Source organism: Agromyces sp. Y782, from assembly GCF_059445405.1.
The window spans coordinates 65880-89196 of record NZ_JCAIUG010000002.1 but is presented as its reverse complement, the minus strand read 5'-3'; the positions used below and the strand labels follow the sequence as shown (position 1 = coordinate 89196).

Below are 23317 nucleotides of genomic sequence, written 5' to 3'. Positions count from 1 at the left end.
GTCGGCCGACGGGAGACCGTCGTCATCGTCCCACCGACGTCGCATGCGTATCCGAGGCTGGTGCGCACGAGACTTCTTGGAGTCCCATATGAACTTCCTTCGCTCGGAGCGCTGGTCAGCAGCCCTCCTCCTCATCGCCGCAGTGCTCGGCCTCGTGATCGCGAACCTGCCCGTGGGCGCCGAGCTCATCGCCCTGAAGAACGAACACCTCGACCTGCCGTGGCTCGGTCTCGACCTCTCTGCCGGGCACTGGATCAGCGACGGGCTGCTCGCCGTCTTCTTCTTCATCGTCGCCGTCGAGCTGAAGCGCGAACTCGTCATCGGCGAACTCAACTCGCTGTCGAAGGCGCTGCTGCCTGCGATCGCAGCGATCGGCGGGGTCGCCGTGCCCGCGCTCATCTTCTTCGCGTTCACGGCGGGCACCGAGACGGTCGACGGATGGCCCATCCCGACGGCGACCGACATCGCCTTCGCCCTCGGCGTGCTCGCGATGTTCGGCAGATGGATCCCGACCCGCGTTCGGGTCTTCCTCCTCGCGCTCGCGGTGCTCGACGACCTCATCGCGATCCTGATCATCGCCTTCTTCTTCACCGACGACGCCGACCTCGCATCACTCGGCTTCGCCGGCATCGCCATCGCCCTCTTCGGCGCGGTCAGTCGCATGATGAAGCCGCGCTCGACGTGGATCCTCTCGCGACGGCCGCAATGGCCGATCGGGCTCGTGCTCGTCGCACTCGGCGTGCTCGCCTGGTACTTCGTCTCCCAATCGGGTGTGCACGCGACGATCGCGGGCGTCGCGCTCGGCCTCGTCATGGCGCGTCGCCCGGGCGGGCGGGCGGTGCACTCGCTCGAGCCGTGGTCGAACGGCATCATCTTGCCGCTGTTCGCGTTCTCGGCGGCGATGGTCGCGTTTCCGCAGGTGGAGCCGAGCGAACTCGACCCCGCGTTCTGGGGCATCCTCGTCGGGCTGCCGGTCGGCAAGATCGTCGGCATCATGCTGGCCGGCGGCCTCGGCGCGCTCGTCGTTCGCCGTCGAACTGGAATCCCGCTCACGCTCGGCGACCTCTTCGTCGTCGGTACGCTCGGCGGCATCGGTTTCACGGTCTCGCTGCTCATGAACGAGCTCGCCTTCGCCGGGCTGCCGGAGGTCGCCGACGAAGGCACGCTCGCGGTGCTGCTGGGCTCGGGTATCGCGATCGCGGCCTCCGGCGTCGTCGTGAGCCTGCGGTCGTCGCACTATCGCAAGCGCGGCGGCCACGCGGGCGTCGGCGGGGCGTTCTCGCACTGACCATGCAACACCGAACCCACCTGTCAGACTGATTCGATGAGCGAGAGCACGCCCGCAGCCCGTTTTCTTCGTGCAGAGCTGCACGAGACCCGCCGTCGGGGCCTCGGCAAGGCGTGGCACACCGCCCTGCTGCTCGCTGGCGAGGCCACGGGCCTCGGCGGCCCGTCGATCGCCGACCTCGTGGTCATGCGTACGGGCACCGATGCACCGGTGATCCGCACGAGGGCCGGCTCCCTCGACGAGGCCGATGCCCTGCTCCGGGCGATCAACGCCGATCTCGAGCGGATGTCGGTCGAGGAGTTCCTCGCCGAGTGGGGCCACCTGAGGGTCTAGCTCGCAGCTCCACCGAAGGTTCGACTCGCTCGCGGCTCCGCCGACGGTTCGACTCGCTCGCGGCACCCGCCGACGGTTCGCTCGCTCGCAGCTCCGCCGACGGTTCGTCTCGCTCGAGGCTCCGCCGACGGTGTCTAGCTCGCGGCACCACCGCCTGAGCCGGCGGCGCTCCCGGCCGCCGCGGCATCCGTCGCAGGTGCCTCGGGCACCGGGAAGATCGCGATGATGAGCCGCGACACCCAGTCGATGAGGTCGGCGTCGCCCGGCAGTTCGCCGTTGGTGACCGGGAACGGCACGAGGATCACGTCGTTCTGGGCGAAGTGCTTGGCGCCCGGGTACATGCGCTCGAGGCGCACACGACGCGAGTCGGGGATGTTCGCGGGGGCGATGCGGAGTTTCGACCCGGTGGCGATGACGTCGGAGAGGCCGGCGCGCTGCGCCTCGCGGCGCAGTCGGGAAACGGCGATGAGGTGCTTGACCTGCTCGGGGGGCTCACCGTAGCGGTCGACGAGTTCGTCGAGCACCTCATCGATCTGCCCGTCTTTGGCGGCGGGGCCGCTCGCGGCGGAGAGCTTCTGGTACGCCTCGAGGCGCAGCCGTTCGCTGTCGACGTAGTCGTCGGGGATGTGTGCGTCGACCGGCAGTTCGAGCCGGAGCTCGGTCTGCCCTTGCGCGACATCGCCGCGGAACGCGGAGACCGCCTCGCCGATCATGCGCAGGTACAGGTCGAAGCCGACGCCCGCGATGTGACCGGCCTGTTCGGCACCGAGGAGGTTGCCTGCGCCGCGGATCTCGAGGTCTTTCAGCGCGACCTGCATGCCGCTGCCGAGCTCGTTGTTCGCGGCGATCGTCGAGAGGCGGTCGTGCGCGGTCTCGGAGAGCGGCTTCGCGGGGTCGTAGAGGAAGTAGCCGTACGCGCGCTCACGGCCACGGCCGACGCGCCCGCGCAGCTGGTGCAGTTGGCTGAGCCCGTACTTGTCGGCGCGATCGATGATGATCGTGTTCGCGTTCGTGATGTCGAGGCCGGTCTCGATGATCGTCGTCGAGACGAGCACGTCGAACTTGCGCTCCCAGAAGTCGTTCACGATCTGCTCGAGCACGTGTTCGTTCAGCTGGCCGTGCGCGACGGCGATTCGCGCCTCGGGCACGAGCTCGGCGAGTTGCGCGGCGGCGCGGTTGATCGAGGAGACCCGGTTGTGCACGAAGAAGACCTGCCCCTCGCGGAGCATCTCGCGGCGGATCGCCGCGGAGACCTGCTGCTCGGAGTACGGCCCGACGAAAGTGAGGATGGGGTGCCGGTCTTCTGGCGGCGTCGCGAGCGTGGACATCTCGCGGATGCCGGTGACGGCCATCTCGAGCGAACGCGGGATCGGCGTCGCGCTCATCGCGAGGATGTCGACGTTGGTCTTCAGCTTCTTGAGCGAGTCTTTGTGCTCGACGCCGAAGCGCTGCTCCTCGTCGATGATGACGAGGCCGACATCTTTGAAGATCACCTTCTCGGTGAGGATGCGGTGCGTGCCGATGACCATGTCGACCGTGCCGTCGGCGAGCCCCGCGATGGTGTCCCGCGCCTCTTTGTCGCTCTGGAACCGGCTGAGGGCGCGCACGTGCACGGGGAATCCGGCGTACCGCTCGTTGAACGTCTCGAGGTGCTGCTTCACGAGGAGCGTGGTGGGCACGAGCATCGCGACCTGCTTGCCGTCTTGGATCGCCTTGAACGCGGCACGAACGGCGACCTCGGTCTTGCCGAACCCGACATCGCCCGCGAGCAGGCGATCCATGGGGATCGGCCGCTCCATGTCGGCTTTCACCTCGTCGATCGTCTGCACCTGGTCGGGTGTCTCGACGAACGGGAAGGCCTCTTCGAGTTCGTGCTGCCAGGGCGTGTCGGGCCCGAACGCGTGGCCCTTCGCCGCCATGCGCGCCGAGTAGAGCTTGACGAGCTCGACGGCGATGTCGCGCACCGCCTTGCGGGCGCGGCCTTTGGCCTGGGACCAGTCGCTGCCGCCCATCTTCGAGAGCGATGGGGCTTCGCCCCCGACGTATCGGGAGAGCAGGTCGAGCTGGTCGGTCGGCACGAAGAGCCGGTCGCCCGCGTGACCTCGCTTGGATGGCGCGTATTCGATGACGAGGTACTCGCGCACCGCGGTCGGCTGCTGCTGGATGCCCGCAGTACGACTCGGTCCGGTCGGGCGCGAGCCCGTGGCAACCTCGCGTTGGACCATTTCGATGAACTTGCCGATGCCGTGCGTCTGGTGCACGACGTAGTCTCCGGCCTTCAACTGCAGCGGGTCGACGACGTTGCGGCGACGACTCGCGAGCTTCTTGCCCTGCCGTGCGTCGTAGCCGGCCGAGCGACCGTAGAACTCGGCTTCGGCGATGAGGCCGAGTTTCAGCTCGGGCACTTCGTAGCCGCGCGAGGCATCGGCCTGCACGAGGTAGGCGACCCCGGGCTCGAGCTTCGGCGGGACCTCGTCGACGATCCGTGCGGCGAGTCCTGCTTCTGCGAGCACGTCTCGTGCGCGCTCGACGAGACCGTGACCGGCGGATGCCACGACGAGGCTCCATCCGTCGCGCAGGCGTTCGGCGGCATGATCGACCGCGCCGGCCACGTTGCCCTGGAAGCTCGGCATCGCATTCGCCGCGAGCCGCACCGTCGTCGATGCGCCGGCCGTCTGCGGTGCGACCTCGCCGCCCGCGGCCGCGACGACCTCGGCCGCGTCGCCGATGTCGAAGCCCGAGAAGTTCCACCACACACGACGAGGGTCGGGCTCTCCGGGTGCACTGAACAGCGCGGCATCCCGTAACTGGCGCACCGTGAGGAAGTCACCGGCCGCGAGATCGATCGGCGCTTCGGCGCCCGCTGTGGCTGCGCTCCACGCTGCTCCGAGGAACTCTCGGTTGGTCTCCCCGAGACTCACCGCCCGGCCGGCGACGCGCTCGGGCGCGAGCACCGCGACGGCCGCCCCCTCCGGCAGGTAGTGCGTGAGCGGCACGAGTCGGTCGAGGAGTGCCGGCGCAAGCGATTCCATGCCCTCGACGGGGATGCCCTCGGAGATCTTCTCGAGCAGCCCCGACAAGCTCGGGAACTCGTGCACCATCTCGCGCGCCCGCTGGCGCACGGGCCCGGTGAGCAGCAGTTCTCGGCTCGGCGGCAGGGTCACGCGTTCGACCGCGTCGGGCAGCGACCGCTGGTCGGCGACTGAGAACGCGCGCAGCTCTTCGACCTCATCACCGAAGAACTCGACCCGCACCGGATGGTCGGCGGTCGGCGGGAAGACGTCGAGGATGCCGCCGCGCACGGCGAACTCACCTCGACGCGCGACCATGTCGACGCGGGCATATGCGAGGTCGACGAGCTTCGTTGCGAGGTCGGCGAGGTTGTACCCGCGCCCTCGGGCGACGAGTTCGACAGGTTCGAGCGAGGCGAGATTGTCAGCGAGCGGCTGCAGGGCCGCGCGCACCGAGGCGACCACGACGAGCGGATGCCGCGAGCCGGCCTCTGACCATTCGTGCATGCGGCGCAGCGCATGCAGCCGGCGTCCGACGGTCTCGGCCGACGGGCTCAGTCGCTCGTGCGGCAGCGTCTCCCATGCGGGGAACTCGAGCAACTCTGCGTCGGCGAGGTACGGCGCAAGCGACGCCCTCAAGGATTCGCCCTCACGGCTCGTGGCGGTGATGACGAGCAGCGCCGGCGGGAGTCCGGCCTCTGCGCGGCGTTGCAGGAGGCCGGCGAGCAGTGGGGCGTCGAGACCGTCGGGGGCCGAGAAGTCAGCGTTCCTCTGGGCTTCGGCGAGCGCGGCGTCGACGGTTGGGGCGCGCGAAAGCGCCGTGAGAAAGCCTTGGAGGTTCACCCGACGAGTCTACGCGGCACGTCCGACACACCGTCCGGCCTCGCGGAGTCCGAGGCGATCCGCACGCGACCCGCCGCCGCACGCGCGCACGGCGTCGTCGTCGCCCGCCGATACGATGGGCGCGCACGTCGAACGCCAGGAGGCTCCCGCAATGATCACCGCTGCCGCAGACGGATCCGCCCTCGGCAACCCAGGCCCGGCCGGCTGGGCCTGGTACGTCGACGACGACTGCTGGGCCGCCGGCGGGTGGAAGCACGCCACCAACAACCAGGGCGAGCTGAAGGCGGTGCTCGAACTCTTCCGCGCGACGGCCCACCTCGACGATGACCTCCTCGTGCAGTGCGACAGCCAGTACGTGATCAACTCGGTCACCAAGTGGATGCCCGGCTGGAAGCGCAAGGGCTGGCGCAAGTCAGACGGCAAGCCGGTCATGAACGTCGAGCTCCTTCAGGAGCTCGACGAAGCGATCGCCGGGCGCCGCTACCGCTTCGAATGGGTGAAGGGCCACGTGGGTCACGAGCTCAACGAGGCGGCCGACGTGCGCGCTCGCGCGGTCGCCGAGGCGTATCAACGCGGCTTGTCGGTTCCCGGCGGCCCGGGGTGGAGCGGGGCCTGCGAGACGGATGGCTCGGCGACGATCGCCGAACCCGCGCCTGCAGCCGACGCCGTACCGGAACCAGAGCCCGCACCGACACGCGACGCCGTCGCGCCCGCCTTCGACGACGGCGCGCTGTTCAGCCTCGACCCCGAGCCCGAGGCGTGGCACAGCATCACGCTCGAGCTCTCGACCGAAGAACTCGATCGGCTCCGCGTACGCTCCCAAGCCGAGGGCCTTCCGCCCGAGGAATTCCTCCGCGGGCTGATCTGAGTCCGCGGCCAGCCGATCCGGTCCGTCTTGCGCCTAACTCGGTGCGTGGAATCGCTGTTGCGCCGCCACGAGCCCCTCGCTCGCCACCGCCTCGACCGCGTCCGCGGCATCCGACACCAGGTTCGGAAGGTTCGGGCGCTCCGCGCTCGAGAAGTCCTTCAGTACGAAATCGGCCGGGTCCTGCCTGCCGGGAGGGCGGCCGATGCCGACGCGCACGCGCGTGAACGGCGCTGAATCGGTGGCCTTCTGAACGTCGCGGAGTCCATTGTGCCCGCCGTGCCCGCCGCCCTGCTTCAAGCGCACGGTGTCGAACGGCAGATCGAGTTCGTCGTGCACGACGATGAGGCGCTCGGGCTCGATCGAATAGAACTTCAGGAGCGCCGCGACCGGCCCGCCCGAAGTGTTCATATAGCCATTGGGCTTGGCGATGACGAGCTTCGGGCCGCCCGGGCGGAGGAATCCCTCGGCGACACGCGACGGCGTCTTGTGGCTCTTGAACTGCGCACCGATGCGTGCGGCGAGTTCGTCGGCGACCATGTGGCCCACGTTGTGCCGGTTGCCGGCGTATTGCGCGCCCGGGTTGCCGAGGCCGACCACGAGCCAGGTGTTCTGGGCCACGATGTCGTCCTTCCGGCGAGGGCGCAACAGGTCGAGGAATCCCATCTGACCTCCGAGCGAGCGAGAAACGCGTGGGCCCCGCGCCCCGCATTCCGAGCGTACCCGGATGCGGGAGGCGAGGCCCCGACGCGGTGGTGCGAGTGCAGTGGTGCGAGTGCTACTCGGCCGGCTCTTCGGCGGCCTCTTCGGCAGCGCCTTCGGCCGCTTCGCCCTCGGCGGCCTCTGCAGCGGCCTCTTCGCCCAGGTCGACCTTCTGCGGCGTGTGCACGTTGATGACGAGCGCCTCGGGGTCGGAGAGGAGCGTCGAGCCCTTGGGCAGTTCGACGGCGCCCGCAAGGATCTGCGTGCCCTCTTCGAGACCTTCGACGTTCACGACGACGCGCTCGGGGATGTGGGTCGCTTCGGCCTCGAGCGAGAGGGTGTGCTGGTCGAGGTCGGCGATCGTGCCCGGGGCAGGCTCGCCCTCGAGGTGCACGGGCACCTCGACCTGGACCTTCTCGCCCTTCTTGATGACGATGAGGTCGAGGTGCTCGATGACCTGGTGCACCGGGTCCTTCTGCACGTCCTTCACGAGGGCGAGCTGGCTCTTGCCGTCGATCTGCAGGTCGAGCACGGCGTTCGCCTTGCGGAGGATGAGCCCGATCTGGTGCGCCGGGAGCGCGACGTGCACGGGGTCGGTGCCGTGACCGTAGACGACCGCGGGGATCTTGCCGGCGGCGCGGAGCTTGCGGGCCGCACCCTTGCCGAACGATTCGCGCGCGTCTGCGACGACCTTGTTGTCTTCAGCCATTTGTTTCTCCTTGCTGGGCCCGGCTTTGGAGGCGCTGGCGGCCCAGATCGTGTGTCTGTTGTCTCGACTCGAACGCGCGCAACGAATGTGCGCAAATGCGTGAGGAAAAGCCGTGGAGCCTGCTCCTACCGCGTCGATCACGGATGCCGCCGCCCGCTCTCGCGACCGGTGAGGCATCCCTCGCCGAAGTCCAATCGACAAGTCTACCGGATGTCGCGCGCCCTCGACACCGCGGTCTTCAGCACGCCGGAGTTCACCAGTCGTGGACGGTGCCGTCCGCAAGACGGTTGTATGGGAGGTATGCCTGCTCGTAGGGATACTTTCCCGCTTCATCCACGTTGAGGTCGACGCCGATGCCCGGGTTGTCCCCGGGGTGCAGCAGTCCGTCCTTCCACGTGTACGACTGCTCGAAGACCGCATCGGTCTTCGAACCGTGCTTCATATACTCCTGGATGCCGAAATTGTGGATCGCGAGGCCCAGGTGCATGGCTGCGGCCATGCCGACGGGTGAGATGTCGGTCGGCCCGTGCATGCCCGACTTGATCTGGTACTGCGCCGCGTAGTCGAGCACCTTCTTCAGGTGCGAGATGCCGCCCGTGTGGGTGACCGCGCTGCGCACGTAGTCGATGAGCTGCTCACGGATGATCTGCTGGTAGTCCCACACCGTGTTGAAGATCTCGCCGATGGCGAGCGGCGTGGTCGTGTGCTGACGCACGAGCCGCAGCGCCTCGGGGTTCTCGGCGGGCGTGCAGTCCTCGAGCCAGAACAGGTCGTAGGGCTCGAGGGACTTGCCGAGCTGGGCGGCCTGGATCGGCGTCATCCGGTGATGTCCGTCGTGCAGGAGCGGTAGCTCCGGCCCGAACTCGGACCGCACGGCCTCGAACACCGTCGGCACATGGCGCAGGTACGAGCGGGTGTCCCAGTCCTCCTCCTTCGGATACGCGCCGCGCTGGGCGGGCTCGTAGTCGTAGCGAACGCCCGTGTTCCCCTCGAGGGTGGCATTGGAGGCGATGCCGTAGATCGATTCGAGACCGGGCACCCCGGTCTGGATCCGAATCGCCCGGTACCCCTGTTCCTGGTACGAACGCACGCTGTCGAACAATTCCTCGTTCGACTTGCCAGAGGCGTGACCATAGGCGAGCAGACCGGTTCGCGATGCCCCGCCGAGCAACTGGTAGAGCGGCATCCCGGCGGCCTTCGCCTTGATGTCCCAGAGCGCGACATCGACCGCCGCGATCGCCGCCATCGTGACCGGACCACGACGCCAGTACGCGCTTCGGTAGAGGAACTGCCAGGTGTCCTCGATCTTCGACGCATCGCGACCGATGAGCAGAGGCACCACGTGGTCCTTGAGATAGCTCACCACCGCGAGCTCCCGGCCGTTGAGGGTTCCGTCGCCGAGCCCGGTGATGCCCTCGTCGGTCGTCAGCTTGAGAGTGACGAAGTTGCGATCGGGGCTGGTGACGATGACTTCCGCGCGTTCGATCTTCATGATGGATCCTATTCTGCTGAGAGTGGCTCTGGCCGGCGAGATCTCCGGGTCATCTCGTCACCATTCCGCCAGGGAACCGTCGTCGTGCCGCCAGATCGGCGAACGCCATTCGTGCCCCGCCCTGTCGGCCGCACGCACGGCGGCCTCGTCGATCTCGATGCCGAGGCCAGGCCCGGTCAGTCGCTCGATGGCGCCGTCGACGAATTTGAGCGGCTCCGTGTCGAGCACGTAGTCGAGCACCTCGGCGCCCGTGTTGTAGTGGATGCCGATGCTCTGCTCCTGGATGAGGTAGTTCGGCGTCGCGAAACCCACCTGCAGGCATGCGGCGAGCGCGAGCGGCCCGATCGGGCAGTGCGGCGCCAACTGCACGTCGTAGGCCTCGGCGAGGGAGGCGATGCGACGCACCTCGCTGATGCCGCCGGCGTGCGACAGGTCGGGCTGAGCGACGGCGATTCCGGCCGCGAGCACGGGAAGGAACTCCTGCCTGCTGTACAGCCGTTCGCCCGTCGCCACCGGGATCGTCGTCGACGAGACGAGCGCACCGATCGCATGCGAGTTCTCGGGCACGATCGGCTCCTCGAGGAAGAACGGGTGGAACGGCTCGAGCAGCGGCGCGATACGGCGCGCGGTCGCGAGCGTGAATCTCCCGTGGAGGTCCACGGCGATGTCGCGGGCCGGGCCGAGCACCTCACGGGCAGCGGCGACCCGCTCGACGACGGCATCCAGTTCAGCCGCCGAGCCGTTGCGGCTCATCCGGCCGCTCGCGTTCATCTTCACCGCGGTCAGCCCGACATCGAGCTGAGCCCCGATGGCATCCGCGATCTCCGCCGGGTCGTCGCCGCCGACCCAGCCGTAGGCACGGATGCGGTCGCGCACCGCTCCGCCGAGCAGTTGGTGCACGGGCACGCCGAGGTGACGGCCGGCGATGTCCCACAGCGCCTGGTCGATGCCCGAGACGGCGCTCGAGAGCACCGGCCCGCCCCGGTAGAAGCCGGACTTGCTGAGTACCTGCCAGTGGTCCTCGATCGTGAGCGGGTCGCGCCCGACCAAGTACTCGGCGAATTGCTCCACGGCGGTACGGACGGTTGCCGAGTGGCCTTCGAGGGATGCCTCGCCCCAGCCTGCGACGCCCGAGTCCGTCTCGATGCGGACGAACAGCCAGCGGGGCGCGACCATGAAGGTCTCGACGCGATCGATGAGCACGGCGGGATCAGCCCTTCGTCGCGCCGGCGGTGAGCCCCGACACGATGTACTTCTGGGTGAACAGGGCGATGACCATGATCGGCACGGTCACGACGACGGCGGCGGCCATGAGCCCTCCCCAGTCGATGCTCGCGTACGACACGAAGTTGAAGATCGCCACGGGCAGGGTTTTCGTGTTTGCGCCGGAGAGCACGAGCGCGAACATGAAGTTGTTCCACGAGAAGATGATCGACAGGATTCCCGCTGTCGCGATGCCGGGGGTCGACAGCGGCAGCGTGATCCTGAGGAATGCGCCGATCGGCGTGAGCCCGTCGACCTGCGCCGACTCTTCGAGGTCCTCCGGAAGCGAGTCGAAGAACGACATCATGATGTACACGATGAGCGGCAGCGCGACGAACATGTGCGACAGGATCAACACGCTGTAGTCGCCCACCATGCGCAGATTCGCGAAGATGAAGTACCACGGCACGAGCAGGCTGACACCGGGGATGATGCGCGCCAGCAGCACGATGCCCGCCGACTTCTGCATGGTGAACCGGCTCATCGCGTAGGCGGCGGGAACCCCCACCAGCAGGGAGAGCGCCGTCGAGGCGAATGCGATCCAGGCGCTGTTGAAGATGAACTGGAAGTAGTTGTCGCGCCCCAGCACGTTCGCGAAGTTGTCGAGCGTGGGCGTGAACGCGAGCGTCTTGCCGACGTCGTAGATGTCGACGTTCGTCTTGAACGACGACAGCAGCATCCAGGCGAGGGGCAGGATGAAGACGACGACGATGACGATGAGCGAGACTGCGCGGAACCACGTGTAGGCGCGGGAGCGCAATGGTTTGCGCCGACGGGCCGGCGGCGGAGGCGGTGAACTCGCGGGGGGAGCCGGTGTCGTGGTCGATTCGACGGTCGTGGTCATTGCGACGCCTTCTCCTTTCTTCTGAACGTGATGGCCCACATGATCGCGATGATCAGCAGGAAGAAGATCATGAGCACGGCGGATGCGACGCCGTAGTCGTTGTAGTCGAAGCTGAGTCCGTAGGCGTAGACGTTGAGCGTCTCGACCTCGTGGAACGAGCCGCCGCCCTTGCCCTTCGTCGCGTACAGGATGTCGAAGGTCTTGAGCGCGTCGATGCTGCGCAGCAGGATGGCGACGATGACCGTCGTCCTGAGCAGCGGCAGCGTGACATACCAGAAGCGCTGCCACGCGCTGGCGCCATCGATGCGGGCCGCCTCGTCGGGCTCGTCGGAGAGGGAGGTGAGGCCTGCGAGAAGGATGAGCACGACCATCGGCGTCCACTGCCAGATGTCGACGAACATGAGGGTCGGCAGTGCCGTCAGCTCGCCCGACAGCCACGGCTGCGGCGGGATGCCGAAGAAGCCGAGCAGCTGGTTGGCGAAGCCGATGTTGGGGTCGAAGATGAGCTTCCACATCATGCCGACCGCGACGGGGGTCGCGACGAGAGGCAGCAGGATGGCGACCCGCACCCAGCGCTCGCCGCGGAACGGGCGCCAGAGGAGCAGGGCGATGGCCATGCCGAGCACGAGTTCGACGATGAGCACACCGCCCGTGAACAGGAAGGTGCGCCAGACCGCCGGCCAGAAACGGTCGAAGTCGGTGAAGACCTCGGCGTAGTTCTCGAAGCCGATGAACTCGTGCTCGGCGCGCACCGATCCTTCGGAGTTGGTGAAGCTCAGGTAGATCGTCCAGACGAGCGGGATGGCGACCAGCAGGCCGACGATGATCATCGCCGGGGAGGCGAACAGCCACTTGCGGCGGCGATTCGCCCAATCGGAGAACGCCTTCTGTGGCGATGGGCGGATGCCGGTCTCCGTCGATGTACGGGCACTGGTCGTCGCAGTCATCGTTCACCTCCTCGTGAGTGAGAATCCGGGGGTTGGGTGCTGGGTGCTGCTACTGGCTCTCTTCGTCGAGGAGCGCCTGGAGCGCCTCGTTCGCGGCATCCGCGGCGGCATCCGAGTCTCCACCGGTGATGGCGACGACGATCGGATCGCCGACGATCTCACGCGCCTCGGGGACCTTGACGACGAGCGGTCGGTCGTGGCCGACGCCGTTCTTGGTGCTGATGGCGATCGCCTCGGCGAGGTCTGCCGGGTAGGTCGAGATTCCCTCGGGGTCGTCCCACACGGAAGCGCGGGCGCCGGGGACGCCGGCCTGCTGGATCTCGAGCGTCATCTCCTGGCTGGTCGCCCATTCGATGAACTTCCAGGCGTTGTCCTGGTTCGAGGAAGTCTCGTTGACGCCGAGCGCCCACGAGGGCACGTTGTATGCCTTGGAGCCGTCGGGACCGGCCGGGATGGGGGCGAAACCGACGGTGTCGGACACCTTCGAGTTCTCGGGGTCGGTCGCGTTCTTGTAGAGGCTGTCGGCCTCGGTGTAGAACGCCGCACCGCCTTGCGTGAAGATGGCCATCGCCTCGGACCAGCTCATGTCGGTGCTGACGTTTTCGGGGCCGAAGTCGTGGATCAGCTTGCCGTAGGTCTCGTACGCGGCCTTCGCTTCTGGCGTGTTCACGCTCGCGTCGCCGTCTTCGTCGATGAAGTCACCGCCATAGCTGTACAGGAAGCTCGAGAATTGGGTGACCGCCGCGGACTTGCCGGTGCGGGCCACGAAGCCCGCGATGCCGGGGTTCTCGTTCTTGATCTGCTCCGCCGCGGCGAGGAGGTCGTCCATCGTCTTGGGAACCTCGAGGCCGGCTGCCTCGAGCAGATCCTTGCGGTAGTAGAGCACCTCCTGCTCGGTGATGATCGGCACGCCGACGACCTGGCCGTCATAACTCGTCGAGTTGACGGGGCCCTCCTGGTAGTCCGACCAGTCCCAGTCGCTGCTCTCGGCGACGCGGTCGCTCAGGTCGGCCATGTAGCCGTTCTTGGCGAAGAGCTTGCCCTCCTGGAGGGGGCGGTACATCATGACGTCGATCTCGTCGGTGCCCGCGTTGAGCTTGACGTTGTACTGGTCGGAGAGCTGGTCTTCTCCGAACTGGGCGACCTCGACCGTGATGCCCGTCTCCTTCTCGAACTCGGGGATCTTCTCCTTGATGATGTCGGTCCACACGTGGTTGACGAGCGTGACACGCACCGTGTCGGAGCCCTCCCCGCCGTCGCCGCCCGAGCTGCAGGCCGAGAGCCCGCCTCCCAGGAGCAGGGCGGCGGTCGCGAGCCCGGTGATTCGGATGACAGATCGCTTCATTACGACTTCCTCTGTGTCTTGGTGATGATGCACTCCTCTGTGCACGGAGATTCCGCACTTCACGATCGCTACGTCATCTCAATGCAGGCACCATAACAAATAAAGTCATACTTATTCAACTCGTAAGCCGGTCCGGTATGATTTATCCGTGACTAGCGATGCAAAAGGGACGGCCGTCGAGAAAGATCACGGCCCCTCCGGCCCTGTGATGGGCCTCCACGCGCAGGTCCTCGACAGGCTCGGCCTCGCCCTGTGTTCGGGAGAGCTTCCCGCAGACGTCGTCGTCCGCATCGACGAACTCGAGCAGCGCTACGACGTGTCCCGCTCCGTCGTGCGCGAAGCGCTCCGTGTGCTCGCCGCGATGGGCATGATCTCCTCGCGGCGTCGCGTCGGAGTCAAGGTGCTGCCCCAGTCCGAATGGAACCTGTACGACCCGCAGTTGATCCGCTGGCGCCTCGCATCCCCCGGCCGCATCGCCCAGCTGCGATCGCTGACGGAGCTGCGGACGGCAGTCGAGCCCGAGGCCGCGCGGCTCGCCGCCATCCGCGCCCCCCTCACGGGAGCGAGCGAGCTCATGGGGCTCGCGGGCAAGCTGTGGGCGGCGGGCCAGGAGGGCGACAGCGACCGGTTCCTCGAACTCGACATCGAGTTCCACCGCCTGGTGCTCACCAACTCGGGCAATGAGATGTTCGGCAAGCTGCACACCCTCGTCGAGGAGGTGCTCGCAGGTCGCACTCATTACGGGCTCATGCCGACGAATCCGCATGTCGAAGCACTGCAGTTCCATGTCGACGTCGCCAGCGCCATCCAGCGTGGCAACCCCGAAGATGCACAAGCCTCGATGCTGCGGATCATGCAACGCACCTTCCTCGAGATGAGCTCCATCTGGGAAGGAGGAGAGGCGGATGCCATCTCGGGAACCTCGGGGCCCCGCGTGCTGGGGCCGAATGAGACGGTCTGACCGGCACCCCGTACGGCGCCCAGCACCTGACCTCAGCCCCTGACCTCAGCCCCTGACCGACGACGCGGCCTCGCCCGGACGCCGAGCGGATGCCACCATGTCGTGCACGACGGCGAGTTGTTCGACGACGGCGTCGCGGAAGGCCGTCGAACTGCGCACCGGCTCGGGGAACACCTCACCGATCGCGAAGAAGCGGTCGACGAGCTCACCCGGCTCGTCGGCGAGCGCGCCCGGTGTGCCGACGGCTGCGTGCAGTCGGTCGGCCAGTGGATCGTCGAGCGCCGGGGCATCCGGCTCCAGCGACCTCGTGACGTAGGCGATCCACGCAGCCACGACGAGCGCGAGCCCCGCGGGCACCGCACCGGCGGCGAGCCGGTCGGCGGCGGTGCCGAGCACCCGGATGGGCAGTTTGTGCGATCCGTCCATCGCGACCTGGGAGGTGGCGTGCGCGAGCGCCGGATTGGCGAACCGCGTGAGCACGCTGTCGCGATACTCGGAGAGGTCGATGCCCGCCGGCGCCGAGAGCGTGGGCAGGATGTCGTCGTCGAGCACGCGACGAGCAATGGCGTGAAGGCGCGGATCGGCGATCGCCGCTGCGATCGTGGCGTACCCGCTGAGCGAGCCGAGCCAGGCGAGCAGTGAATGCGTCGCGTTGAGCACTCGGAGCTTCACCTGCTCGTACGGTGTCACATCGTCGGTGAAGGTCGCGCCGGCGAGCTCCCAACGCGGGCGGCCGGCGGCGAAGTCGTCTTCGATCACCCACTGCGCGTACGGCTCGGCGACGACGAGTGCCTCGTCGCGGAGCCCCAGGAGCGAGAACGCCGCCAGGCGGTCGGCCTCGGTCGTCGCCGGCGTCAGTCGGTCGACCATCGACGACGGGAATGCGACCGACGCCTCGAGCCATGTACGGAATTGGCGACCACGGGGGCCGACCGTCTCGGCGATCGAGAGCACGAGCTCACGGGAGACGGCACCGTTGTGCGCGAGGTTGTCGCACGAGAGCACGGTGAACGGGCCGCCGCCGGTACGGAAACGGCGGGCGAGCCCCCGCACGAGGAGCCCGAGCGGGGTGCGTGACGCCGATGCGCCCGGCGCGGCTGCGAGCTCGCCGGCGATCAGGTCGACGTCGTTCGCGATGCCGGGATGACGCCGGTCGATGCCGCCCGCCTCCGCCCGGTGGTAGCCCCGCTCCGTGATCGTGAGCGTGGCGAGCTGCGTCGACTCGGCAGCCAGCGTCGCGACGATCCGCTCCGATTCGGTGCCCGGCCAAGCGCAGTCCACGACCGACCCGACGAGCCGCAGCGATGCCTCGTGCTCCCCTGAGACGAGCACGCCGTACAGGCAATCCTGCGGTCGCAGTTGTCGCACCACCCGGTCACTGCGACCGGTGACGCCGAGGATCCCCCAGCGGGTCTCGCCGGTCGCGGCCGCGGCATCCTCGGTCAGCAAAGCCTGATGGCTGCGGTGGAACGACCCGATGCCGAAGTGCACGATGCCGACCGTCAGCTCGGCGGGATCCACTCGAGGGCGGGTCACTTCTGCGGGGACCTTCGAGGGCGGCAGCGCCGCGAGCGCCTCGCGAGTCAGACGCGGCGGCGCCGCATCACTCATCGCGGGACTCCTTGACCTGGGCCACGAGTTGGGTCGGGTTGATGAAGCGCAGAGCGATGATCAGGATGAGGAGCATCAGGCCGGTGTAGACCACGCCCATCGAGGAGATCAACTGTCGTGCCTCGCCGCCGCCGGCGCTCGTCATGGCCCGGTAGATCGCGACCACGAGCGTGTCGGACGTCGGACCCGACACGAGGAACGTGAGCTCGAACATCCCGACGGTTCGGACGAGCACGAGGATGCCCGCCGCGAGGATCCCGGGGATCAGGAGCGGCGCGAGGATCTTGGTGAAGACCTGCATCATGTTCGCCCCGCACATGCGAGCGGCGTTCTCGATCGACGGGTTGATCTGCTCGATGAACGGCGTCATCGTGATGATCACGAACGGGATCGACGGCACGAGGTTCACGAGGATCACGGCGAGGATCGTGCGACCGAGGCCGAAGTTGTACATGACGGTCGCGAGCGGGATGCCGAAGGTGATCGGCGGAATCAGGATCGGGAGCAGGAACAGCAGCAGCACGAGCCGCTTGCCCGGGAAGTTGCTGCGCGCCAGCACGTACGAGGCAGGCACGCCGACGAGGATCGACACCACGATCACCGCGAACGCGACGAGGAGCGTCACACCGATGATCTGGCCGAGGTCGAAGCGAGTCCAGGCCTCCGCGTACCAGTTGAGCGTGAAGGTCTCGGGCAGCCACGTGTTGAACCAGGGCTTGCCGAGTGAGTCCACGAGCACACTCAGCACGATGCCGAAGAGGAACACGAAGAACACCGCGATGCCGGCCCAGACGAACCATGTGCCTGGGGAGGCGGCGAGCAAGCGCTCGCCGGGAGGCAGCTTGCCGCGCTGGGTTCCGGAGATGTCGACCGATTCGGTCGGGGGCGCCGCATTCGCGGGAGGCGTGGTGAGTGTGGAGACGGACATCAGCCCTTCCCTCCTGTCGAACCCTTGTAGAGGAAGGAACGGCCGAGGAACACGATCGCGATGACGATCAGTTCGACGACGCCCATCATGATGGCGATGGTGGAAGCCATGCTGTAGTCGAGCTGCTCGGCGAACGAGCGGTAGGCCATCAGCGCGAGCACGCGCGTCTCGCCTGCCGCGTCACCCACGAGTCTCGCCGAGGGGAACACGCTGAATGCGAGCACGAAGGTGAGGATGAAGGTCGTCGCGAGGCCCGGTGCGAGCAGCGGAAGCGTGATGCGCCGGAAGCGTTGCTGCCAGTTCGCACCGAGCGTCTTCGCGGCCGCTTCGAGCGACGGGTCGATGCCCGAGAGGTACGAGGAGATCAACAGGTACGCGAACGGAAATCCCGAGATCACAAGTGAGAAGAAGACGCCGAGGTAGTTGTTCACGAGTTGCAACGGCTCCGAGATGACCCCGATGTCGAGCAGGAATCGGTTCAGCCAGCCCTGCCGCCCCGCGAAGATCAGCAGTCCCTGCGCCGTGAGCACCGTTCCCAGTGCGATCGGCAGCACGAGGAGCGTCTGCATCGTGCGCTTTCCCCTGAACTTGCCGCGCAGCTTGTAGGCGATCGGAATCGAGACGATCACGTTGAACAGCGCCGCCGGCAACGCGAGCCGCATCGTGAGCCACACGGAGTCGAAGATGAACGAGTCCTGGAAGAACGCGATGTAGTTGGCGAACGGCCCGCCGCCCCAGCTCTGCTGAGTGGTCGCGAGCGGCTGAAGGGTCAGCCCGATGCCGTACGCGAAGGGATAGACGAACAGGGCGAGCGCGAAGACCACCGCCGGAGCCAGCAGCCAGAGTTTCGGGTCGATGCCGCGCTCGGCGAGCCGGTGCCTGCGGCTCGCCGAGCTCTTCGACCGCGAAGCAGCATCCGTCGACGAGGTCATCCCCGCACCTCCGCGAGCGGAGCCCGCTCGACCGGGGCGGGGTCGAGTGCGCCGTCGAGCGCGCTGCGATACACGAGCGCGCGGTCGGGGTCGACCGAGAGGGTCACCGTGGCCCCGGGTGCAGGTGCGAAATCCGCGTGCACGTGCAGGTTCACGCCCTCGCGTGTGGTGACGCCGACCGCGAACTCCCTGCCCTGGTACTCCACGACGTTGACCGTTGCCTCGATGGCATTCGCCGGCGGCGTGGCCGCGGTGTGCACGGTCAGGTCGGAGGGCCGGATGGCGAGCCGGATGCGCTCGCCGACCGCGACATGCTGCACTGGGCGGCCGACGAGCGAGAGCCCGTCGCCCGACACACGGGCATGGTGTCCGTCGACGGTCTCGACGGTGAGGTCGAGAAGGTTGCGATAGCCCATGAAGTCGGCGACGTGCCAGTTGGCGGGATGGTCGTGCAGCTCCTCGGGCGTGCCGATCTGCTGCACGCGACCCTCCCGCAGCACCACGAGGCGATCCGCGAGCGAGAGCGCCTCCTCCTGGTCGTGCGTGACGTAGACGGTGGTGAGGCCGAGCGACTGGTGCAGCCGCCGGATCTCGGTGCGCATCTCGAGCCGGAGCTTCGCGTCGAGGTTCGAGAGCGGTTCGTCCATGAGCACGAGCCGCGGCTCGAGCACGATGGCTCGAGCGATCGCGACGCGCTGCTGCTGTCCGCCCGAGAGCTGGCCGGGCAGCTTCTTCGCGTGCTCTTCGAGCTTGACGAGCGCGAGGCCCTCCGCCACCCGGCGGTTGATCTCCGTGCGCGGCAGCTTGCGCATCTGCAAACCGAACGCGATGTTCTTCGCGACGGAGAGATGCGGGAACAGTGCGTAGTTCTGGAACACCATGCCGAAGTCCCGCTTCTCGCTCGGCAGCACGTCGATGCGCTTACCGTCGATGCGGATCTCGCCATGGGTGAGCGGAAGCAGCCCGGCGAGGCAGTTCAGCGCCGTCGACTTGCCGCAGCCCGACGGTCCGAGCAGGGCGATGAACTCCCCCGCTCGGATCGTCAGGTTGAGGTCGACCAACGCCGCTCGACCGCCGAAGCTCCGCCCGACGTCGTTCAGCTCGAGGGACTCGAATGCATTGGCCGTGAGTGGCATGATCTACTGCGCCTCGTACTTCCCGGCACCGATCTCGCGGTCCCAGATGTCGAACGCCTTCACGAGTTGCTCGGCGGGCAATGGGGTCGCCTTCGGCATCTCTTCGATGAGGTCGTCGTACCAGTCACGACCGAACTCGGCAATCAGGTCCTGGCTCGCCTGCGGCGCCTTGTCGAGCGTCGCACCCTCGACCGCTGGGCCGGGGTAGAAGTACCCGCTGTCATAGGCCATCGCGTTGACCTCGGGAGTCAGGATGTACTCGAGCAGCAGCAGGATCGCCGACAACTTGTCGGCGGACTGCCCCTTCGGGACCAGCGCATAGTGCGCGTCGGTCACCCAGGTGAAGTCGTCGAACGGCGCGGCTTCGATCGTCGCCGGCTCCTTCGCCGTCGCGCGAGGCTCGATGTCCCAACCCGTGGTGGTGGGGATCAGCGCCCAGCTTCCATCGGCCATGTTGGTGATGACCTGGCCGGTGCCCGTCGGGTAGTTGTCGATCGTGGCGCCGAGTTCCTTGAGGTAGGCCCAGGTCTTGTCCCAACCGTTCTCGGGATCGCCGGGATCGTCGTCGCCGAGGATGTAGGGCAGCCCCTGCAGGAACGTGCGGCCGGGGCCCGAGTTCGCGGGCCGTGCATACCCGAACTTACCCGGATTCGCCTGCGCCCACTCGAGCAGTTCCTCGGGTGTCGACGGCACGTCGGTGACGACGGCCGGGTCGTACTGCAGCAGCGGCCCGGAGGGGTAGTACGTCGTGACGACCCCGTAGTCCTCTGAGAGTTCCTGCATGGCCGCAGCCGGTTCGAGGTAGTTCTCCTGGTTCGACACGCGATCGCCGTAATCGGTGACCAATGGGATCCAGAGGTCTTGGGCGATGCCCGCCGACAGGCCGTCGGTGCCGCTCATCACGAGATCGACCGACAGGTTGCCGCTGTCGACCTGTGGCTTGATGGTGCCGACGAGGTCGGGTGCGCCGGCGCTCTCCCAGGTGACGGCGGAGATGACGTCGGGGTACTCCCTGATGAACTCGTCGATCATCGGGCCGGTGAGCTTCTGGTTGCCCGCGACGTCGAGGATGTTCAGGGTGACCGGCGCCGAGGGCTTGTCGGGTACCTCGTTCGGGTCGCTCGCCGCGCTCGCGTCGCCGCCGCCCGTGTTCGGGGCGGTGCAGCCGGTCAGCGCGAGGGCCGTGACAGCAGCGAGTGCAGCCGCGATCTGGGTGGTACGTCGGATGCGCATTGGTGGTCCTTCCTCTTCTCTGGGTTCCAGACACCGCTGTCTGGAAGGAGCTCAGACGCTGAGTGCGCCCGAATGGGGGGTGTGCTCTGCGATCGCGACGGGCGCGACGCCGGTCGACTGCCGCACGATGAGCTGCACGGGTACGTCGGGGAGTTGCTTCGTCTCGGTCGAACGGCCGAGCACCGTATCGAGCAGCGTGTCGACACACGATCGACCCATCTGCACCCGCGGGTTCTCGACGGTCGTGAGATTCGGCCAGATCATGGTGGACACCGGGATGTTGTCGAACCCGGTGACACTGAAGTCATCGGGAACGCGGGCACCGCGTTGGCGCAGCCGATCGAGGAGGCCGAGTGCCATGAGGTCGTTGTACGCGACCACGGCGGTCGCGCCGGAGGCGATCGCGAGGTCGGCCGCCTGAACTCCGCCGGCGAACGATGGCGGGAAGGTGCCGAGCTCGACGAGCGTGAGCCCGGCATCCGCCTGGCCGAACGCGGTGAACGCCTCGGCGCGTTGCGCGTTGGACCAGGAACTCGGCGGGCCGGCCGCATAGGCGATCGACCGGTGCCCGAGCGCGACCAGGTGCGCCATGATGGCGCGGATACCGCTCGCATTGTCGAAATTGATCGAGGGTACGCCAGGCACCGACCGATTCAGCAGCACCAGCGGCGTCTCGGCGGCGAGCGAGAGCACCGCCTCTTCGCTGCCTCGCGCCGAAGCCAGGATGACGCCGTCGACCTGTTTCGCAAGGCTGCGCACGACCTCCGCCTCGAGCACCGGGTCTTCATCGCTGTCGGCGATGAACACCGCGTAGCCCGCGGCTCGGGCGCGATCCTGCACGCCCTTGCTGATCGAGCCGAAGAACGGGTTCTCGAGGTCGGGTACGACGAGACCGAGGCATCCAGTGCGCCCGGTGATGAGCCCGCTCGCGGCGCGATTCGGACGGTATCCGAGCTCGCGGGCCACCTGCTGAACGTGCGTGCGGGTGGGTTCGGCCACCTGCTCGGGTGAGGCCAGGGCACGTGAGACGGTCGAGATCGACACGCCGGCGGCCTTCGCCACGTCTCTGATCGTCACCGCCATGCCACACCGCCCTGTGCTTCGACCGGCGCACGCCGCCGGCATCGATACATTCTGCAAACCTTTTCAAACTTCTGTCAAGCGGTTCGCCCAGAATGCCTCCCATCGAGTCGATGGCCACATCTGCCATCAGGACAGGCCGCAGAAATACGCCTATAGTGTGGGATCAGATGCCGTACGCAGCGGTAGGCCGGCACGTTCAACGCCTGAAACAAGACTGCATCTTGTTTCATCGCGTCACGAGCCGATACTTCGACGAGGGGCGGACATTGCCTGCACCATGGACACTTCACCCCGACCGCGCGCTGCCCGTCGATCCGGGCCAGCGTGCGATCGCGCGCGAGATCTATCGAGAGATCGCCTCGCTCCCGATCGTGTCCATGCACGGTCACGTCGACGCCGCGGCGCTCAGTCGCAACGAGAGCTTCGGCGATCCCGCCGAGCTGCTCATCATCCCCGACCATTACCTGGTGCGGATGCTCGTGTCGCAGGGATTCTCCCACCGTGAACTCGGCATCCGCCCGCTCGACGGGTCGGCGGTGGAGACCGACCATCGCCGCATCTGGCGACGGTTCGCCGAGAACTGGAAGCACTTCCGCGGCACCCCGACGCGCTATTGGCTCGAGCACGTCCTCGTCGAGGTGTTCGGCGTCACGCAGCCACCGAGCAGTGAGAGCGCCGACGCGCTCTACGACGAGCTCGCCGAGAAGCTCGCCCGCCCCGAATTCCGCATCCGCGCGCTCTTCGATCGGTTCGGCATCGAGATACTGAGCACGACCGACTCGCCCGACTCGGATCTCGCCGACCACGCCGCGCTCGCGGCGGAGGGTTGGGGGGAGCGCGTCGTACCGACCTTCCGTCCCGACTGCCTGTTCTTCCCCGACCGCACAGGGTGGCGGAGCGACCTCGAGTCGCTCGAGGTCAGCGCCGAGCTCGAAGTCGTCGACTACCCGGGCTTCCTCGAAGCGCTGCGAATCCGGCGCCGAGCGTTCGTGGCGGCAGGCGCCCGGGCGAGCGACCACGGCCACCCCACCGCCGACACGACTCCGCTCGAACCGTACGAGGCCCGCCGGCTGTTCGCGGCGGCGCTCCGCGGCGAACTCGGCCGGGCCGAGTCGGAGGCGTTCGCCGCGAACATGCTCTTCGAGAGCGCGCGAATGTCGCTCGATGACGGGCTGGTCATGCAGCTGCATCCGGGAGTGTCCCGCAATCACTCCGACGCGATCCTCGGAACGTACGGCACCGACCAGGGCTTCGACATCCCCGAGGCGGTCGAGTTCACCCGTTCGCTTCGGCCCCTGTTGAACGCGTTCGGGCACGACCCCAGGTTCCGCCTGATCCTGTTCACGATCGACGAGACCGTGTACTCACGCGAACTCGCCCCGATCGCAGGCGCCTACCCGACGGTCAAACTCGGCGCACCATGGTGGTTCCTCGATTCCCCTGCCGGCATGACGCGCTTCCGGGAACTCGTGACCGAGACGGCGGGTTTCTCCAACACCAGCGGGTTCGTCGATGACACCCGGGCATTCGCCTCGATCCCCGCCCGCCACGACCTCGCGCGCCGGATCGACGCCGGCTACCTCTCGAAGCTCGTCGCAGAACATCGCCTTCCGCACGACGAGGCGATCGAGACCGCGATCGACCTCACCTATACGCTGCCGCTCGCGGCATACGCTCGGCGCGAGTGACGCCGGCCGCCCACCCGTCGCCACCCGTCGCCACCCGTCGCCACCCGTCGCCCCTCACCGCAACAGCGCTTAACGGTGAGGGCTGCTCGGACTACGCTGGATG

19 protein-coding genes are annotated in these 23317 nt (G+C 67.5%); 5 read left to right on the top strand and 14 right to left on the bottom strand.

Annotated elements, in window-relative coordinates:
• The first annotated feature begins 88 nt into the window (after positions 1 to 88).
• Entirely contained in the window at positions 89 to 1288 is a 1200-nt protein-coding gene (locus AC1C2S_RS14635; RefSeq protein WP_495353343.1) for a Na+/H+ antiporter NhaA, read from the top strand.
• 36 nt (positions 1289 to 1324) lie between these two features.
• A complete protein-coding gene (locus AC1C2S_RS14630) occupies positions 1325 to 1621 on the top strand; it encodes a hypothetical protein (protein ID WP_495353342.1) in 297 nt (98 codons plus the stop codon).
• A 134-nt stretch (positions 1622 to 1755) separates the two neighbouring features.
• Here the strand turns inward: AC1C2S_RS14630 and mfd are convergent, their stop codons facing one another.
• Entirely contained in the window at positions 1756 to 5475 is a 3720-nt protein-coding gene (gene mfd, locus AC1C2S_RS14625) for a transcription-repair coupling factor (RefSeq protein ID WP_495353341.1), read from the bottom strand.
• A gap of 151 nt (positions 5476 to 5626) precedes the next feature.
• Between mfd and AC1C2S_RS14620 the strand changes: the two genes are divergently transcribed.
• Positions 5627 to 6343 (top strand): ribonuclease H family protein, encoded by a 717-nt coding sequence (locus AC1C2S_RS14620; protein ID WP_495353340.1) that lies wholly within the window; start codon positions 5627 to 5629, stop codon positions 6341 to 6343.
• A 33-nt stretch (positions 6344 to 6376) separates the two neighbouring features.
• On the opposite strand, the gene pth is transcribed toward AC1C2S_RS14620, so the two are convergent.
• The 7 genes from pth to AC1C2S_RS14585 form a co-directional block, all read right to left on the bottom strand.
• On the bottom strand, positions 6377 to 7006 hold the full coding sequence (pth, locus tag AC1C2S_RS14615; RefSeq protein ID WP_495353339.1) for an aminoacyl-tRNA hydrolase: 630 nt from the start codon (positions 7004 to 7006) through the stop codon (positions 6377 to 6379).
• 112 nt (positions 7007 to 7118) lie between these two features.
• Positions 7119 to 7751, bottom strand: coding sequence for a 50S ribosomal protein L25/general stress protein Ctc (locus tag AC1C2S_RS14610; RefSeq protein WP_495353338.1), 633 nt, complete (start codon positions 7749 to 7751; stop codon positions 7119 to 7121).
• A 253-nt stretch (positions 7752 to 8004) separates the two neighbouring features.
• Positions 8005 to 9243 (bottom strand): D-mannonate dehydratase ManD, encoded by a 1239-nt coding sequence (gene manD / locus AC1C2S_RS14605; protein WP_495353337.1) that lies wholly within the window; start codon positions 9241 to 9243, stop codon positions 8005 to 8007.
• 57 nt (positions 9244 to 9300) lie between these two features.
• Positions 9301 to 10446, bottom strand: coding sequence for a galactonate dehydratase (gene dgoD, locus AC1C2S_RS14600; protein ID WP_495353336.1), 1146 nt, complete (start codon positions 10444 to 10446; stop codon positions 9301 to 9303).
• Between the two features lie 7 nt (positions 10447 to 10453).
• Positions 10454 to 11350, bottom strand: coding sequence for a carbohydrate ABC transporter permease (locus AC1C2S_RS14595; protein ID WP_495353335.1), 897 nt, complete (start codon positions 11348 to 11350; stop codon positions 10454 to 10456).
• Positions 11347 to 12297 (bottom strand): carbohydrate ABC transporter permease, encoded by a 951-nt coding sequence (locus AC1C2S_RS14590; RefSeq protein WP_495353334.1) that lies wholly within the window; start codon positions 12295 to 12297, stop codon positions 11347 to 11349. The genes AC1C2S_RS14595 and AC1C2S_RS14590 overlap by 4 nt, the downstream gene beginning before the upstream one ends.
• Before the next feature lie 49 nt (positions 12298 to 12346).
• Positions 12347 to 13642, bottom strand: a complete 1296-nt coding sequence (locus AC1C2S_RS14585) for an ABC transporter substrate-binding protein (RefSeq protein WP_495353333.1) — start codon at positions 13640 to 13642, stop codon at positions 12347 to 12349.
• Positions 13643 to 13790: 148 nt separating this feature from the next.
• On the opposite strand from AC1C2S_RS14585, the gene AC1C2S_RS14580 reads away from it, so the two are divergent.
• Positions 13791 to 14603 (top strand): FadR/GntR family transcriptional regulator, encoded by an 813-nt coding sequence (locus AC1C2S_RS14580; protein ID WP_495353332.1) that lies wholly within the window; start codon positions 13791 to 13793, stop codon positions 14601 to 14603.
• Between the two features lie 45 nt (positions 14604 to 14648).
• On the opposite strand, the gene AC1C2S_RS14575 is transcribed toward AC1C2S_RS14580, so the two are convergent.
• Genes AC1C2S_RS14575 through AC1C2S_RS14550 form a run of 6 tightly spaced genes read right to left on the bottom strand, consistent with a single transcriptional unit; the run spans position 14649 to position 21526 of the window.
• Positions 14649 to 16214 carry a mannitol dehydrogenase family protein gene (locus AC1C2S_RS14575; RefSeq protein ID WP_495353331.1) on the bottom strand — a complete coding sequence of 522 codons (1566 nt, stop codon included), beginning with the start codon at positions 16212 to 16214 and terminating at the stop codon, positions 14649 to 14651.
• Positions 16207 to 17142, bottom strand: a complete 936-nt coding sequence (locus AC1C2S_RS14570; RefSeq protein ID WP_495353330.1) for an ABC transporter permease — start codon at positions 17140 to 17142, stop codon at positions 16207 to 16209. The genes AC1C2S_RS14575 and AC1C2S_RS14570 overlap by 8 nt, the downstream gene beginning before the upstream one ends.
• On the bottom strand, positions 17142 to 18074 hold the full coding sequence (locus AC1C2S_RS14565; protein WP_495353329.1) for an ABC transporter permease: 933 nt from the start codon (positions 18072 to 18074) through the stop codon (positions 17142 to 17144). Before AC1C2S_RS14565 ends, AC1C2S_RS14570 begins: the two co-directional genes overlap by 1 nt.
• Positions 18071 to 19210, bottom strand: coding sequence for an ABC transporter ATP-binding protein (locus AC1C2S_RS14560; protein WP_495353328.1), 1140 nt, complete (start codon positions 19208 to 19210; stop codon positions 18071 to 18073). The genes AC1C2S_RS14565 and AC1C2S_RS14560 overlap by 4 nt, the downstream gene beginning before the upstream one ends.
• Positions 19211 to 19213: 3 nt before the next feature.
• On the bottom strand, positions 19214 to 20443 hold the full coding sequence (locus AC1C2S_RS14555) for an extracellular solute-binding protein (RefSeq protein WP_495353327.1): 1230 nt from the start codon (positions 20441 to 20443) through the stop codon (positions 19214 to 19216).
• 51 nt (positions 20444 to 20494) lie between these two features.
• Entirely contained in the window at positions 20495 to 21526 is a 1032-nt protein-coding gene (locus AC1C2S_RS14550; protein WP_495353326.1) for a LacI family DNA-binding transcriptional regulator, read from the bottom strand.
• Positions 21527 to 21792: 266 nt separating this feature from the next.
• On the opposite strand from AC1C2S_RS14550, the gene uxaC reads away from it, so the two are divergent.
• Positions 21793 to 23214 carry a glucuronate isomerase gene (gene uxaC / locus AC1C2S_RS14545; RefSeq protein ID WP_495353325.1) on the top strand — a complete coding sequence of 474 codons (1422 nt, stop codon included), beginning with the start codon at positions 21793 to 21795 and terminating at the stop codon, positions 23212 to 23214.
• The last annotated feature ends 103 nt before the right edge of the window (positions 23215 to 23317 follow it).